This is a genomic window from Alkalibacterium sp. 20, from assembly GCF_001885615.1.
Classification (GTDB): domain Bacteria; phylum Bacillota; class Bacilli; order Lactobacillales; family Carnobacteriaceae_A; genus Alkalibacterium.
The window spans coordinates 21,176-36,900 of sequence record NZ_LSRN01000100.1 but is presented as its reverse complement, the minus strand read 5'-3'; the positions used below and the strand labels follow the sequence as shown (position 1 = coordinate 36,900).

The window sequence follows — 15,725 nt, the reverse complement described above, 5'->3', positions numbered from 1 at the left end:
GAGGAAGAAGTGTCTTGAATAAAGGTCAGATCATAAAAGCGTTAAGTGGGTTTTATTATATTAAAACAGTTGAAGGGAAAATTTACCAGACACGGGCACGGGGCATATTTCGTAAAAAAAAGATTACGCCTTTAGTTGGTGATTATGTTGAATTCAGCTACGGTACAGATAAAGAGGGAAGTTTGGAAAATATTTTTCCAAGGAAAAATGAGCTGCAGAGACCTGCCGTTTCAAATGTTGATTTAGGTATCGTCGTCATGTCTATCAATAGCCCTGACTTTTCTTCGTCCTTACTAGATCGGTTTCTTGTGTCATTAGAATACAGAGATATTGTGCCGCTTATTTATGTGACCAAAACGGATATTGCTACTGAAGCAGATTATGTTCAAACTAAAGCAATGTGTGAAGACTATAGAAAAATAGGGTACACAGTTATTCTACCTGAGTATAAAAAAGAAATGGAAGCCGAAGATGTCAAAGCGAGCTTGCAGTCTTATGTAGAGGATAAAACCGTTGTCTTCATAGGACAATCTGGTGCGGGAAAATCCACATTATTAAATAAAATTGATCCGGAATTAAATATAAAGACGGCAGATACTTCTAAATCACTTGGAAGAGGGAAACATACCACAAGGCATGTGGAACTTATTCCTGTGATGGGAAGTCTTATAGCAGACACGCCAGGTTTCAGTGCAATCCAATTTGATGAAATAACTGAACAGGAATTAAGTGAATGCTTTCCCGAAATGTGGGAAGAAGGTAAAAATTGTCGGTTCAGTAGCTGCATTCATCTTAATGAACCAAATTGTGCTGTAAAAGAAGCAGTCAAGAATGGTGAAATAACAGATTACAGATACAAAAATTATTTATCCTTGCTAGAAGAAATTAAAAATAGAAAACCACGTTATGGAAAGAAAGGGGAAAAATAATGAAAATTGCACCTTCGATACTAAGTGCGGATTTTGCTAATTTAAAAGAAGATATCATCAAAGCTCAAGAAGGCGGGGCAGATTGGATTCATGTCGATTCAATGGATGGTCACTTTGTTCCAAATTTAACTTTCGGATCTAATGTTGTTAAAGCCATTCGACCGCACACTGATTTACCGATCGACTGTCACTTGATGGTGGAAAATCCTGATTATTTCATCCAGGACTTTGCTGAGGCGGGAGCGGATTATATTTCTATTCATGTAGAAAGCACACCTCATGTGCATCGCGCTTTACAATTGATCAAAAGTTTTGATGTCAAAGCAGGTATCGTTATAAATCCGGCTACACCGGTCAGTCTTTTAGAGGATATTATTTACATGGTAGATTTGGTGCTGGTTATGACGGTCAATCCAGGATACGGAGGTCAATCGTTTATTTCTGAAACAATAAATAAAATAAAAACGCTGGATAAATGGAAAAAAGAAAAAGGCTATGACTTTCTGATTGAGGTAGATGGTGGGATCAACCCGACAACAATAAAAGCCTGTGCTGAAGCCGGTGCCGAGGTCTGTGTCGCGGGGTCTTATGTATTTGATTCATCCAATCCTAAAGAACGCATTGAAGCATTAAAAGATGCGGTGAGAGATAGTGCCTAAGACCGCACACATTGTCCTTGGAGCGCCCACAGATAATGCAGTGTTCCCATCTCCTCGGACAGAAGATATTGTGATAGGCGTTGACAGAGGTGCTATCGAATGTTTATCTAGAGGCATAACTGTGACAACGGCCGTGGGTGATTTCGATTCTATTTCTACTGAAGAACACGCTGATTTGAAAGCATCTGTCGATTCTTATATCGAGTATGATGCTGATAAAGATGACACAGATGCTGAGATTGCTTTGAGTTTGGCTGTAAAAGACGAGACCGTTAGTCTAATCTGGGTGTACAATTGGTCCGGGGGACGACTCGATCACTTATTGAGTATCTTATATATGGTTTATCAACCGCGTTTTAGAGATAAAATCGGTTCGATCACACTAATTAATAAGACAAACACAATAAACTTTTATCATCCAGGCGATTACACTATAGTGAAAGAAGAGTCTAAAACGTATCTTTCTTTCATAGGCATGACCGCCTTAAAAAAGCTTACTTTAAAGAATGTGAAATATCCGTTGAACAAAAAATCTTATCACTATCCAGTAGCATTGGTGAGTAACGAATTTTTAGAAGAAGAATGTCTTTTTTCATTTGAAGAAGGAATCTTAGCGGTTATTCAAAGTGGAGACAAACAAAAAGAACGGATATCGATAAGAGACTAAAGCCTCTTAATGGATATCCGTTCTTTTTTCGTTTTTAAACGCGTTCAACTTTACCTGATTTTAAAGCGCGAGCTGAAACCCAAACTTTTTTAGGTTTACCATCAACCATGATACGAACTTTTTGTAAATTCGCACTGAAGGTACGTTTAGATTTGTTATTAGCGTGAGAAACGTTGTTTCCGCTTCTAGCTTTACGTCCAGTTACAAAACATACTTTAGCCATTTTCTTCTCCTCCTTCGTGCTTAGCTTTAACTAATAAAAGCTAACTCATACTTATATAAAATAGCATATTTGAGAGGATGAAGCAAGTGTTTTTTGAAAAAGAAGCAAGTGCTTTACCTTTACAGAACATGATCCTGAAAGATGAAATCGGTATCTTTCAGCGGTAAACAGTAAAACTCCCTATAAAAGTATTGTATTACAGTGTATACTGATGAAGTGTAACAAAAATCAAAGCTTTTAGTTTCAGATGTTAGTGAGCATAAAGATAAGATGTTATGCCGTCTTTTTTTATTGCGTACAATATGCTAAAATATGTTTGAATATCAAAGGGAAAAATGATAGATAATTATTTTTACTAATTGAAAGGAGATTGAGGTATGAGCATTCAAATGAGTACAGATTATGGAATGATAGAAATGTCCAGTGATGTGATTTCTACAGTAGTCGGTGGTGCTGCAACTGAAATATTTGGTATAGTTGGGATGGCAAGTCGTAATCAAGTACGCGACGGGATCAATGAAATATTAAATAGAGATAATTACTCTAAAGGTGTCATTGTAAGACAAGAAGACAAAGATATAGCCGTAGATGTGTATATTATTGTAAGCTATGGCACAAAGATTACTGAAGTATCTAAGAATGTACAAGAAAGAGTTGGATACCAACTTGAACACGACCTAGGGATAAAAGCTAGTTCTGTAAATGTGTTTGTCCAGGGAGTTAAAGTTCAAAAGGATTTGTAAGCCAACGTCACGTTTTTTAAGTGACAAAGGAGGATAATGGAAAAGTGGATGTAAATAGTTTAAAAGCGAAAAAGTTTAGAGAAATGGTGACTGTTGGTAGACAGCGCTTAGAAGAACATACAGATTACGTTAACTCCTTGAATGTCTTTCCTGTACCAGATGGAGACACAGGGACAAATATGAATCTGTCTTTCACAAGTGGGTCCAATGCAGTGAAAGAGTCTTCCAGTGAAAAAATGGGAGAAGTCACACAAGCGTTAGCTAGAGGATTACTGATGGGCGCGAGAGGTAACTCAGGCGTTATTTTATCTCAGTTGTTTAGAGGATTTGCGAAGGCCTTAGAAGGAAAAGATGAAGTTAATGCAGCGGACCTCGCTCAAGCTTTTCAGGGCGGTGTGGAAACAGCTTACAACGCAGTAATGAAGCCCGTCGAAGGAACGATTTTAACAGTGGCTAGGCAATCGGCTAAAGCCGGTTTGAAAAAAGCAGAAGAAACTGATGATATTATAGAATTAATGGAAACAGTGTTAAAAGCTGCCAAACGTTCACTCAAGAAAACTCCAGACTTATTACCTATCTTAAAAGAGGTAGGTGTCGTTGATAGTGGTGGTCAAGGCCTTGTTTATATTTATGAAGGGTTTTTATCTTCGTTGACAGGAGAAGCGCCTGTTGAGGAAGAAAACCATAACTTGGAAGAAATGGTTCGAGTTGAGCATCACAGAAGTGGCGTTCACGAATCCGTGAACACTCAGGATATTACTTATGGCTATTGTACTGAAATCATGGTGCATATTGGAGAAGGCGAAACAGTTGAACAAGAATTTGATTATGACGAGTTTCGTAATTATTTAAATGAGCTTGGCGATTCCTTACTTGTTGTTGCTGATGAAGAAATCATTAAAGTTCATGTTCATACAGAACGACCTGGTGAAGTTATGAATTATGGTCAAAAATTTGGATCATTGATGAAAATCAAAGTGGATAACATGCGCGAACAACATTCTGCATTGTCCGAAGATAAAGCTAAACAAGTAGAAGTAAAAGACTTTGCTGTTGTAGCTATTGCTGCAGGAGAAGGACTTAAGGAATTATTTGAAAGTTTGGGTGTTGATTGTGTTCTGCAGGGTGGTCAAACGATGAATCCAAGCACTGAAGATATTGTGAAAGCGATGGAAAGTGTCCCGGCAAAACAATACATTGTTTTGCCAAATAACAAAAATATATTTATGGCTGCTGAGCAGGCAACTAAAGTCATCACTGCCGAAGCTGCAGTAGTGCCGACCCGAACCATTCAGCAAGGCTTAACGGCAATGCTAGGTTACAACCCTACTCAAGATCTTGAAGCAAATAGTGAAGCAATGACTGATGAAATAGAGTTAGTTAAGTCGGGTCAAGTGACCTTCGCTGTAAGAAATACTGAGTTAAATGGTTTAAGCATCAAAAAAGATGATTATATGGGTATTATAGACGGAGATATCAAAGTAACTGCTACCGAACTCTTTGATGTCACGTTAGAGACGATTAAAGCTATGCTGGATGACGAAAGTGAAATCGTGACAGTGTTTATCGGTGAAGATGGTTCTGTAGAAGAGACGGATAAATTAGCTGGATTCATGGAACAGAATTATCCTGACATCGAAATAGAAATACATCAAGGTGGACAACCTGTATACCCTTATTTAATTTCCGTAGAATAAAAGGAGAGGAATAGAGAAACGACTTATTATTCTGTTGTTTCCTCTATTCTTCTTTATTTTTAACAGAAAGGAGGAGACTATGACACTGTCTATTCTAGATTCGATAGCCGTATTAAAAGGTGTTGGGGAAAAAAGAGTCGAAGCTCTGAATGAGTTGGGAATTCATTCGATTATTGATTTATTGACTTATTATCCTTTTCGGTTTGAAGATTTAACGGTGAAATCAATAGAAGATATTGAAGACAATGAAAAAGTCGTACTTGAAGGTGTGGCGATATCTGATGGTGTTGTTTCTCATTTTGGAAGAAAAAGAAATCGGTTAACGTTTCGAATGAATTGTGACCATGTCATTGTCTCTGTCACTTTTTTTAATCAACCTTATTTAAAAAAACAAGTTGAAGTGGGTAAAGAGATCAAAGTGTTCGGAAAATGGGACGGCATCAGAAAACAATTAAACGGAATGAAGATCCTGTCAACTGATTTGGCGAATAACAGAGAAGCCATTTACCATTCTTCAAAGAAAATCAGACAATCAACGATATTTAATTTAATTGATGCGGCTTGGAAGGTATACCATGAAGTATTACCTGAGGATTTGCCTCAGGCAATACTTGATAAACACCGGTTGTTGTCTCGCAAAGATATGATATACCGCATGCATTTTCCAAATAATGGCACAGAATTAGAAGAAGCACGACACTCTGTGATTTTTAGAGAGTTTTTCATTTATCAATTAAAAATGGCCTGGATGAAAAAACAGACGAAACTAGCACAAAATGGTTCAACAATTGATTATGATGTGGCACAATTAAAATTATTTTTTGATTCCCTACCCTACGAGTTAACGCAAGCTCAAAAAAGAGTAGTGAACGAAGTATGTAAAGACTTGAAAATACCGGGGCAAATGTTTAGGCTTCTTCAGGGTGATGTGGGGAGTGGCAAAACTGTGGTGGCAGCTTCAGCTATTTTAGCGGCCAAAACAGCAGGCAAGCAGTCTGCATTAATGGCGCCGACTGAAATCTTGGCTACGCAGCATAAACAGTCTTTAGATGAAATGTTTGAGAAAATAGAGATCAAAGTAGCGTTGTTAACAGGGTCAACTAAACGAAAAAAGCGAGAAATGATATTGGAAGAATTAAAAACTGGAGAACTGGATTGTATCATAGGCACACATGCGCTTATTCAAGATGACGTTGAGTTTCAGTCACTGGGATTAGTCATTACAGATGAACAACATCGATTTGGAGTGAATCAGAGAAAGACGTTAAGAGAAAAAGGGTTTAATCCAGATGTTTTATTCATGACAGCAACTCCTATCCCTCGGACGCTCTCTATCACAGCGTATGGAGAAATGGACGTTTCAATCATTGATGAAATGCCAGTAGGCCGAAAACCTATATCAACGTATTGGATCAGGCCCAAACATTTCGACAGGATGACAAGCTTTCTGAAAAAGGAATTAGCCAAAGGGAATCAAGTGTATATAATAAGTCCATTGATCGAAGAATCAGAGATGTTGGATCTGGAAAACGTTACAGCACTCTACCACACATACAAGGAGATTTTGGATGATCGATATACAGTAGGGCTTCTCCACGGCAGAATGAACCCATCTGAAAAAGAGACGACCATGGGAGCTTTTCAAAAAAATGACATTCAAGTCTTAGTCTCAACGACAGTTATTGAAGTGGGCGTAAACGTGCCTAATGCCACATTGATGATTATTCATGATGCTGATCGTTTTGGTTTAGCACAGCTCCATCAATTGAGGGGAAGAGTTGGTCGAGGAGACCAGGAATCGTATTGCATCCTTATTGCAGATCCTAAAGGGGAAAAAGGAGCAGAGCGTATGCAGATCATTACTGAAACGTCAGACGGATTTGTTTTAAGTCAAAGAGACCTGGAAATGCGTGGACCGGGAGATGTTTTTGGAAAAAAACAATCAGGACTCCCAGAATTTAAAGTAGCAGATATAGTTGAAGATTTTGAAATATTGGAAGAGGCTAGATCAGCGGCACAAAATTTAATTCAATCCACAGAATTTTATGCGCATGAAGAATACAAATTCCTGAGAGAAAGTTTAGGGATTCATTCAAACAGTGAAATGATTTTAGATTAGTTTAGATACAGAGGAGGACAAAATAATGAGAATAGCTGTAGATGCTATGGGTGGTGACAATGCTCCAGGAGAAATTGTCAAAGGGTGTGTCAAAGCGGCCCGTGAATTTAGTGATGTCACATTAGTTTTATATGGTAAAGAAGATCTCATTCGCCAAGAATTGGATGCAAGTTTGACAAACATTGAAATTGTGCATACCGATGAAAAAATACTAAGCGAAGATGATCCTGTTCGATCAGTAAGAACAAAAAAAGAAGCATCAATGGTTAAAGCGGCAGTTTCAGTAAAGAATGGTGAAAATCATGCTTTGTTTTCTGCTGGAAACACAGGAGCTTTGTTGGCGGCAGGGACATTATTGATAGGAAGAATGAAAGGTGTCGATCGACCCGGATTACTTGCAACGTTCCCGTCTCTATCCGACAAGAGCTCATTGTTCCATGTTATAGATGTTGGAGCTAATGCCGACTCTAAACCAATTAATATCAACCAGTATGCAACTTTGGGATCGCAATATGCTAAACACGTTCATGAAATCGAGTCCCCAACAGTAGGATTGTTGAATAATGGTACGGAAGAAAACAAAGGGAATATTCTTACAAAAGATGCGTACCAGCTACTTAAAGAGAACAAATCGATCAACTTTATCGGCAATGTTGAGGCAAGAGAGCTGTTGAATGGTGTTGCAGATGTCATAGTCACAGATGGCTTTACAGGTAATGCAGTCTTGAAAACGATTGAAGGGACAGCAATGTCAATGATGACTGTTTTGAAGGACTCTATTTATAATAATGGGATAAAAGCAAAAGTCGGAGGATTGTTACTCAAAGATAGCCTGAAAAGTATGAAAGATTTATTGGATTATTCTAAGTATGGTGGAGCAGTATTATTTGGATTAAAAGCTCCTGTAATAAAAACACATGGATCTGCCACTGAGGAACCTGTTTATCATACTATTCGTCAAATTAGAGAGATGTTACAATCACAATTGCTTGAAGAATTGATCGAATATTTTGAAAATAATGATCAAAAAGGATAAGCAAGACAATCATATCAACGATTAAAATAAGAATTTTCCTAAAAAAGATGGAAATTGCAAAAAGAATACGATACAATAAAACTTGTGAATCAAATGATAATTTGGTAATAGTATTATTACAAAAACATAACAGATAACTATTAATTTTAAAGGAGCGATTTAAATTGACAGAACAAGAAGTTTTTGACAAAGTCCAAGCAATCATAGTCGAAAGATTGGGTGTCGACGAAGATAAGATTACTAGAGACACGTCCTTCAAAGATGATCTCGGAGCAGATTCATTAGATGTTGTTGAACTTGTAATGGAAATGGAAGATACGTTTGGTAGAGAAATTTCTGATGAAGATGCTGAACAAATTACAACAGTTGGAAAAGCAGTAGATTACATACATTCGAATTAATAACATGATGGTTGAAGAAATTTGATTATTATATTATAATTAGAAAATAATGATAATTTAATAATCTTCTTTAGAAAAGTTATATATTATTTCTAAAGAAGGATAGCATAGGAGGTAAAGTAGTGGCCGTTGAACGTAGTTTGTTAGAGATCAACAACTTAGAAACTGGGTTTCGTTTTGGTGATGTGTATCATAACGCAGTAGATGATGTTTCATTAACATTAGAAAACAATGAAATTTTAGCTATTGTTGGTGAATCCGGATGTGGGAAATCTACTCTGGCAACATCTATTATGGGATTGCATGATCCAAAGAATACTCAAATCAAAGGTGAAGTAATTTATAAAGATTTAAATTTACTCGATTTGAATGAAAAGTTGTATAACCGTATTAGAGGAAATGACATTGGAATGATTTTTCAAGATCCATTGGGATCATTAAATCCATTAATGACTATTTTTAATCAGATTTCTGAATCGTTGCAGTATCATTCTGATTTGAATGATCAGCAAAGAAAAGACCGAGTTTTAGAATTACTCAATCAAGTGGGTATTCCTAGACCTGAATATATCATGAAAAATTATCCGCATGAATTATCCGGCGGAATGAGACAAAGAGTAGTAATTGCGATAGCTTTAGCAAATAAACCACCAGTTATTATTGCTGATGAACCAACGACAGCATTAGATGTCACGATTCAGGCTCAAATATTGGACTTGATGGTGGATATTCAGGATGAAACAGGATCTGGAATCATTTTGATCACACACGACTTGGGTGTTGTTGCTGAAACAGCAGATAGAGTAGCTGTAATGTATGCTGGACAAATTGTTGAAGAAGCATCAGTAGAAGAATTGTTTGCCAATCCGAAACATCCTTATACTCGTTCACTATTAAATTCGATTCCACATGAACTTGATGATGATGATGATGAACTTCATGTTATTCACGGGACTGTTCCATCATTACAACATTTACCAAGAAAAGGGTGCCGTTTTTCTCCGCGTATTCCGTGGATTTCAGAAGAAGCACATGAAGAAAATCCAGTTTTACATGAAATTAGTCCTAACCACAAAGTGAGATGCACATGCTGGAAACATTTCCACTTTGAAGGGGAGGAAAAATAAAATGGCTTTCTTAGAGGTTAGAGATTTAAAAGTTCATTATCCAATTCGTGGAGGAGTCTTAAATACAATTCAAGATCATGTTAAAGCCGTCGATGGTATTAATTTATCTATCGAGAGCGGAAAAACATATGGATTGGTTGGCGAATCTGGATCCGGGAAAACAACGATCGGTAAAACAATTATTGGATTAGAAAAAGCAACATCTGGAGAAATACTATATGAAGGTCAAAAAGTTACCAATAAAGCTCGAAGTAGGAAAGAGAAATATGCTAATTACAATAAGGACGTTCAAATGATTTTTCAAGATGCAACATCATCTATGAATCCTAAAAAACGTATCCTTGATGTTATGGCTGAACCAATGCATAATTATTTTAATTATACACCTCAAGAAACTAAAAAAAGAGTAGCAGATTTACTTGAAATTGTTGGTATGAATGCTGAAGCTATGTATAAATATCCACATGAGTTTTCTGGTGGACAAAGACAAAGAATTGGTGTTGCTCGAGCAGTAGCAAGTGATCCTAAATTGATTATTGCTGATGAACCAACATCTGCACTTGATTTATCTGTTCAAGCTCAAGTTCTTAACTTTATGAGACGTATTCAGAAAGAATTTGGGTTAAGTTACCTCTTCATTTCACATGATTTGGGTGTTGTACAACATATGTCAGATGATATAGCTATCATGCATAGAGGACGATTCGTGGAACAAGGTTCTAAAAAGGCTATCTATAGTAATCCGCAACATATATATACTAAACGGTTGTTATCAGCAATTCCAGATATGGATCCAACAACGCGTAAAGCTCACAAGGTTGAAAGACAACGTGTCGAAGCGTCATATGATGCGCAAGAAACTGAATATTATGATCCAAAAGGACGTGTCTATGATCTTCAGCCATTTGATACTGATCATCACGTAGCGTTAAAACCGGAAGAACCAAATGTATCTTTAGAAAATGAAAATCTTGAAATAGGAGGGAAAAATTAAAAATGTGGAAAACAATTATTAGACGTTTACTTTTAATGATCCCTCAAATCCTTATTTTAAGTATTTTGATTTTTATCATTGCTGACTTTATGCCAGGAGATCCGTTCACTGGATTAATTGATCCTAATTTAGATCCTGCGCAACTCGAAGCGATGAGAGAATCTTATGGATTAAATGATCCACTTCCAGTTAAGTATGTCAGATGGATGACAAACGCTTTCCAAGGTGATTTTGGACGCAGTTTTAATTATCAACAACCGGTAACAGCAGTTATTGCTGGACGACTAGGTAATACTGTAAGACTTTCGCTGCTTTCTGTGATATTAACTTACGCAGTTGGCTTGCCACTCGGCATAGTAGCTGGTCGTTACAATGAATCTGTTGTAGATAAAACAATCTTAGTTTATAACTTTGTCAGTTTTGCTGTTCCAATTTTTGTATTAGCTTTACTTATGGTGTGGATTTTCGGTTACAACTTAAATTGGTTCCCGGCTCGTGGAAGTGTAAGTATCAGTGCAACTACCCCTTGGGAAATATGGAAGAGCCAAATGTACCACGTGCTACTTCCGGCAATTACAACCGCTATGCTCGGAACGACTTCGATTATTCAATATTTAAGAAGTGAAATCATTGATGCAAAAGTTTCTGATTATGTTAAAACGGCTCGTTCCAAAGGTGTTCCGATTCAAAAAGTTTATACAAGACATATATTTAGAAATGCCTCACTACCAATCGCTTCTGGATTTGGATTTACAATTGTCAGTTTATTTACAGGATCGATCTTTATCGAACAAATCTTTACGTACCGTGGGATGGGATATTTATTCCTCCAATCAATCAATACACGAGATTACAGCGTTATTTTCGTTCTTGTCTTATTCTATGGTTTCTTAGCTCTAATAGGAACATTATTGTCAGACTTGATTCTTATGGCTGTTGATCCACGTATTCGAATTGATTAATCTAATGATTTTTATAGAAAGGAATGAATAACTCTTATGGCAACAAATCAAGATGCAGGAGCAGTAGTATTATCTGATAAGGCTGTATCTGCCCCACCAATGGGACTTAAAGTAATTGTTCGAGAATTTATGCGAGACAGACTAGCATTAGCATCTCTTGTTTTATTAATTGTAATTTTAGTGACAGTATTTGTTTGGTCGTTTATTGTTGACCAAGCTACGGTTCAACAAGTAAGTTTATGGGATTCTTATTTACCACCGATGGCATACAGTATAGATCCGCTTCGCGAAGGGACACGATTTATTTTAGGAACTGATTCAGCAGGAAGAGATATCTTTGGTTTACTGCTGATTGGTGCACGTAACTCACTTCTCCTGGGTTGGTCGGTTACAATGGTGACCAGTTCAATTGGGATCGTCATTGGTATTTTAGCAGCCTACTATGCAGGAATGGTAGATAACATCATTATGCGTATCATAGACTTCATCATGATCTTGCCTCAGTTGATGATCATTATTATCTTTGTAACGATTGTACCAAATTACAATATCGTTACTTTTGCGGGCATACTAATTCTCTTTAACTGGCATGGGCAGGCACGATTTATTCGTGGACGTGCTTTAACCGTTGGAAGATTAGATTTTATAAGTGCTTCCAAAACAATGGGTACACCGTCACTCGTTATTATGCTTCGTGAAATGATGCCTAACATAAGTTCGTTGATCATAGTTAACTTGACATTGAACTTTGCAGGTAGTATCGGCTTAGAAACAGGGTTATCCTACCTTGGATTCGGTTTACCGACCGGAACGCCAAGTTTAGGTACGTTAGTTTCCTATGCCACTAATCCAGATATTCTGGAGAATAAAGCTTGGGTTTGGTTACCAGCTTCAACCTTGATTCTTGTGTTGGTGCTGTGTATAAATTACGTCGGTCGCGCATTACAACGTTCGGCAGACGCTAAACAAAGATTAGGATAAGAGAAGGGGAGAAAAAATATGTCAAATAAGAAAAAATATAGCATGCTTGCGAGCACTGCTGCAGTAGCGTTTATCTTAGCAGCTTGTGGTAATGGGGATACTGAAGACACAACTGATAATGATAATGGCGCTGGAGAAACAGATACTTCTGAAGATGCAGGTGAGGAAAGTTCTAACGGGGAACAAGACGGACCTCAACCAATCGAATTTGACCAGCGCGTTGAAAACGATGGTGAAGAAATAGAAGGCGGTACCTTAAACGTTGGGTATGTTTCTGATTCACCATTTACTGGTATTTTCAGTTGGGAATTATACACTGGTAATCCAGATGCCATCATTATGGGCTACACAATGGGTACATTGTTGGGCACTGATGAAAATTATCAATATGATGATTCCGGTGCGGCTACTTTTGAATTAGATCAAGATACAAACATTGTAACAATCACACTGCAAGATAATGTTATGTGGCACGATGGAGAACAAGTAACTGCTGGAGATATTGCGTTTACACACGAAGTTATCGGTCACCCGGACTATGCTGGTGTTCGTTATAGTGGAGATTTAGCAAACATCGTAGGCATGGAAGCTTACAAGAGTGGAGATGCTGACAGTATTGAAGGTGTCCGTGTAATAGATGACTTGACAATTGAAATCGAATATCAATCCGTTGGTGTTCAAATGCTTCAAGCGGGTGGAGGCGTATGGGCTCAAGCTGCACCGCGTCACTATTTAGAAGGTATTCCAGTTGGTGAACTTGAATCCTCTCCCGAAATTCGTGAGAATCCAATTGGATATGGACCATTCAAAGTTGATAATATTGTCCCGGGTGAATCTGTTTCATATACTGCATTTGAAGATTACTACCGCGGCGCTCCAAAATTAGATCGTATCGAATTAGAAACTGTTCCTACATCTTCTGCTGTTGCAGCTATGCAAAATGCTTCATATGATGTGTTTGTCGGTATGCCAACAGACCAATATGAAACGTTCAAAGATATTCCAGGATATACAATATTAGGTCAGGATGAAAATGCTTATACGTACATCGGATTCAAATTAGGAGAATGGCAAGAAGCTGAAATGGACGGAGAAGAAGTTGTAGAACCTGCTCAAAACGTTCTTGATCCTGATGCTAAAATGGCTGATAAGAACCTAAGACAAGCTATGGCTTACGCAATTGATAACGATGCTGTTGGTGCTCGTTTCTACCAAGGTTTACGTCGTCGTGCAAACTCACCTATTATCCCTAACTTCGCTGATTACTATAATGCAGATCTTGAAGGGTATCCGTATAATCAAGAACGTGCGAATGAAATTCTTGATGAAGCTGGATATGTCGATACTAATGAGGATGGTTTCCGTGAAACACCTGAAGGCGAAGAGTTAGTTATCAACTTTGCTTCAATGTCTGGTGGAGAAGTGGCAGAACCTATCGTTGAGTATTACATGCAATCATGGGCTGCAATTGGCCTGAAAGTTGAACTTACAGATGGTCGTTTACACGAATTCAACTCATTCTATGACCGCGTTCAAGCTGATGACCCAGGAATCGATATATATCAAGGGGCATGGGGAACTGGATCGGATCCAACTCCTGATGGATTATATGGTCGCGAGGCTATGTTCAACTACACTCGTTGGGCTACAGAAGAAAACGATGAGTTTATGGAACAAATGCTAAGTGAAGAAGGTTTCGATATTGAATGGCGTGCAGGAGTATTTAATGAATGGCAAGAATACTTCATGGAAGAATTACCAATCATCCCAACATTATTCCGTAAAGCTGTCACACCAGTTAACAATCGTGTGGGTTCATTTGATATTACTGTTGGTGCTGATTTAGACACACCTGGTGCAGGTTTGCATACTCTTTACCTAACTGGTGAAGACCGTGCAACTGAGTAATATTTTTAATCATTAATTCTATTGAAAAAGTAAATATTAAACACCCAAGGATTTTAATCCTTGGGTGTTTTTTAGTGAAAATATTTGTAGTTATTACTAAAATCGGGTATGCTTGTAAATGGATTCTGTGAGTTTTTTACATAAAAATAGGGATTCAAACTATAGGATAATGAGGGTTACATATGTTTTTAGCATGGCAGGAGATCAAATATTCAAAAACACGTTTTGCATTAATTATTGGAGTGGTGATTCTTATATCTTATCTTGTTTTCTTTTTGATGGGATTAGCATATGGTTTAGCTCAAGAAAATCGGATGAGTATCGATAAGTGGGATGCAGATGGCATTGTTTTGGCTGAGGAGTCCAATTTAAACATCAATATGTCTATGTTCTCTAAAGATCAAATAGAAACTATTGATGCATATGAGAAAGCCTCACTAGGCGTTACATCGAGCGTTGTTCAACCACAAGAAAAAACAGATGAAGAAAGCAAAATCAATGTAACCTTTTTTGGTATCGATAAAGAAGAATTTATTTATCCTGGAGTAATAGAAGGTGAAGGGTTCAGTGAGGAAAATGAGGTCATCGCCGATATAAGCTTAAGAGATGAGCAAGGAATTAATATTGGAGATGAGTTATCTTTAGCAGGAATGGATTTAACAATAAAAATCGTCGGATTTACGGATAATGCTAAGTTTAGCGTGGGACCAGTGTTATATACAGATCATCCGACCTATCAGCGGATCAGAGCGAGTGGTTTTGGTGAAAGAGAAGATGAAATCATTAGTGCAATTGCTGTCCGTAGTGACTCCGGAGAAATTTCAGACATCACTTTAAGTGACAATGAATTGAACTTATATTCAACTGGTGAATTTATTTCAAATTTACCTGGATATACTGCGCAAGTTCTCACATTCGGACTTATGATTGGATTTTTAGTGTTGATTGCTGCAATGATCATCGGCATATTTATCTACGTATTAACTCTGCAAAAATCATCAATGCTTGGTGTAATGAAAGCGCAAGGAATTTCATCGAAATACATTGCTAAGTCTGTTGTAGGGCAAACATTTTTGCTCTCATTCATAGGTGTCTTTACAGGGTTAGTTTTAACTTTAGCGACGGGACTTATTTTACCAGCTGCTGTACCTTATCAAAATAATTTGCTCTTTTTAGTATCCATCACGACATTATTAATTGTTGTAGCAGTTGCCGGAGCATTCTTCTCTGTTCGTACTGTTGTAAAAATCGATCCATTAGAAGCGATAGATTAGGAGCT

General features: G+C 37.5%; 15 protein-coding genes. 14 read left to right on the top strand and 1 reads right to left on the bottom strand.

The window, feature by feature from the left end; genetic code table 11:
* The first annotated feature begins 14 nt into the window (after positions 1-14).
* From rsgA to AX762_RS12090, 3 genes are read left to right on the top strand one after another with little or no spacing between them, the layout of a single operon-like run.
* On the top strand, positions 15-929 hold the full coding sequence (gene rsgA, locus AX762_RS12665; protein WP_071849362.1) for a ribosome small subunit-dependent GTPase A: 915 nt from the start codon (positions 15-17) through the stop codon (positions 927-929).
* On the top strand, positions 929-1,588 hold the full coding sequence (gene rpe / locus AX762_RS12095; protein ID WP_071849361.1) for a ribulose-phosphate 3-epimerase: 660 nt from the start codon (positions 929-931) through the stop codon (positions 1,586-1,588). The genes rsgA and rpe overlap by 1 nt, the downstream gene beginning before the upstream one ends.
* Positions 1,581-2,255, top strand: a complete 675-nt coding sequence (locus tag AX762_RS12090; protein ID WP_177244117.1) for a thiamine diphosphokinase — start codon at positions 1,581-1,583, stop codon at positions 2,253-2,255. The genes rpe and AX762_RS12090 overlap by 8 nt, the downstream gene beginning before the upstream one ends.
* Positions 2,256-2,289: 34 nt before the next feature.
* On the opposite strand, the gene rpmB is transcribed toward AX762_RS12090, so the two are convergent.
* A complete protein-coding gene (gene rpmB, locus AX762_RS12085; protein WP_071849359.1) occupies positions 2,290-2,478 on the bottom strand; it encodes a 50S ribosomal protein L28 in 189 nt (62 codons plus the stop codon).
* Between the two features lie 377 nt (positions 2,479-2,855).
* On the opposite strand from rpmB, the gene AX762_RS12080 reads away from it, so the two are divergent.
* The 11 genes from AX762_RS12080 to AX762_RS12030 all read left to right on the top strand — a co-directional run bounded on the left by AX762_RS12080 (position 2,856) and on the right by AX762_RS12030 (position 15,720).
* A complete protein-coding gene (locus tag AX762_RS12080) occupies positions 2,856-3,221 on the top strand; it encodes an Asp23/Gls24 family envelope stress response protein (protein ID WP_071849358.1) in 366 nt (121 codons plus the stop codon).
* Positions 3,222-3,265: 44 nt separating this feature from the next.
* Complete coding sequence (locus AX762_RS12075) at positions 3,266-4,918, top strand: DAK2 domain-containing protein (RefSeq protein WP_071849357.1); 1,653 nt, start codon at positions 3,266-3,268, stop codon at positions 4,916-4,918.
* Between the two features lie 79 nt (positions 4,919-4,997).
* Entirely contained in the window at positions 4,998-7,037 is a 2,040-nt protein-coding gene (gene recG / locus AX762_RS12070; protein WP_071849356.1) for an ATP-dependent DNA helicase RecG, read from the top strand.
* Between the two features lie 25 nt (positions 7,038-7,062).
* Complete coding sequence (plsX, locus tag AX762_RS12065; protein WP_071849355.1) at positions 7,063-8,073, top strand: phosphate acyltransferase PlsX; 1,011 nt, start codon at positions 7,063-7,065, stop codon at positions 8,071-8,073.
* Positions 8,074-8,237: 164 nt separating this feature from the next.
* A complete protein-coding gene (acpP, locus tag AX762_RS12060; protein ID WP_071849354.1) occupies positions 8,238-8,474 on the top strand; it encodes an acyl carrier protein in 237 nt (78 codons plus the stop codon).
* Positions 8,475-8,596: 122 nt separating this feature from the next.
* Positions 8,597-9,601 carry an ABC transporter ATP-binding protein gene (locus AX762_RS12055; protein ID WP_071849353.1) on the top strand — a complete coding sequence of 335 codons (1,005 nt, stop codon included), beginning with the start codon at positions 8,597-8,599 and terminating at the stop codon, positions 9,599-9,601.
* A gap of 1 nt (position 9,602) precedes the next feature.
* On the top strand, positions 9,603-10,595 hold the full coding sequence (locus AX762_RS12050) for an ATP-binding cassette domain-containing protein (protein ID WP_071849352.1): 993 nt from the start codon (positions 9,603-9,605) through the stop codon (positions 10,593-10,595).
* Positions 10,596-10,597: 2 nt separating this feature from the next.
* Positions 10,598-11,557 carry an ABC transporter permease gene (locus AX762_RS12045; protein ID WP_071849351.1) on the top strand — a complete coding sequence of 320 codons (960 nt, stop codon included), beginning with the start codon at positions 10,598-10,600 and terminating at the stop codon, positions 11,555-11,557.
* 36 nt (positions 11,558-11,593) lie between these two features.
* Positions 11,594-12,538, top strand: a complete 945-nt coding sequence (locus AX762_RS12040) for an ABC transporter permease (protein WP_071849350.1) — start codon at positions 11,594-11,596, stop codon at positions 12,536-12,538.
* Between the two features lie 18 nt (positions 12,539-12,556).
* Positions 12,557-14,446, top strand: coding sequence for an oligopeptide ABC transporter substrate-binding protein (locus tag AX762_RS12035; protein ID WP_071849349.1), 1,890 nt, complete (start codon positions 12,557-12,559; stop codon positions 14,444-14,446).
* A 182-nt stretch (positions 14,447-14,628) separates the two neighbouring features.
* Positions 14,629-15,720 (top strand): ABC transporter permease, encoded by a 1,092-nt coding sequence (locus tag AX762_RS12030; RefSeq protein ID WP_071849348.1) that lies wholly within the window; start codon positions 14,629-14,631, stop codon positions 15,718-15,720.
* The last annotated feature ends 5 nt before the right edge of the window (positions 15,721-15,725 follow it).

Coding starts and splice junctions, on each gene's coding strand:
- rpe (WP_071849361.1), top strand. CDS start 929: ATGAAAATTGCACCTTCGATACTAAGTGCGGATTTTGCTAATTTAAAA.
- rpmB (WP_071849359.1), bottom strand. CDS start 2,478: ATGGCTAAAGTATGTTTTGTAACTGGACGTAAAGCTAGAAGCGGAAAC.
- AX762_RS12080 (WP_071849358.1), top strand. CDS start 2,856: ATGAGCATTCAAATGAGTACAGATTATGGAATGATAGAAATGTCCAGT.
- recG (WP_071849356.1), top strand. CDS start 4,998: ATGACACTGTCTATTCTAGATTCGATAGCCGTATTAAAAGGTGTTGGG.
- plsX (WP_071849355.1), top strand. CDS start 7,063: ATGAGAATAGCTGTAGATGCTATGGGTGGTGACAATGCTCCAGGAGAA.
- AX762_RS12050 (WP_071849352.1), top strand. CDS start 9,603: ATGGCTTTCTTAGAGGTTAGAGATTTAAAAGTTCATTATCCAATTCGT.
- AX762_RS12045 (WP_071849351.1), top strand. CDS start 10,598: ATGTGGAAAACAATTATTAGACGTTTACTTTTAATGATCCCTCAAATC.
- AX762_RS12040 (WP_071849350.1), top strand. CDS start 11,594: ATGGCAACAAATCAAGATGCAGGAGCAGTAGTATTATCTGATAAGGCT.
- AX762_RS12035 (WP_071849349.1), top strand. CDS start 12,557: ATGTCAAATAAGAAAAAATATAGCATGCTTGCGAGCACTGCTGCAGTA.
- AX762_RS12030 (WP_071849348.1), top strand. CDS start 14,629: ATGTTTTTAGCATGGCAGGAGATCAAATATTCAAAAACACGTTTTGCA.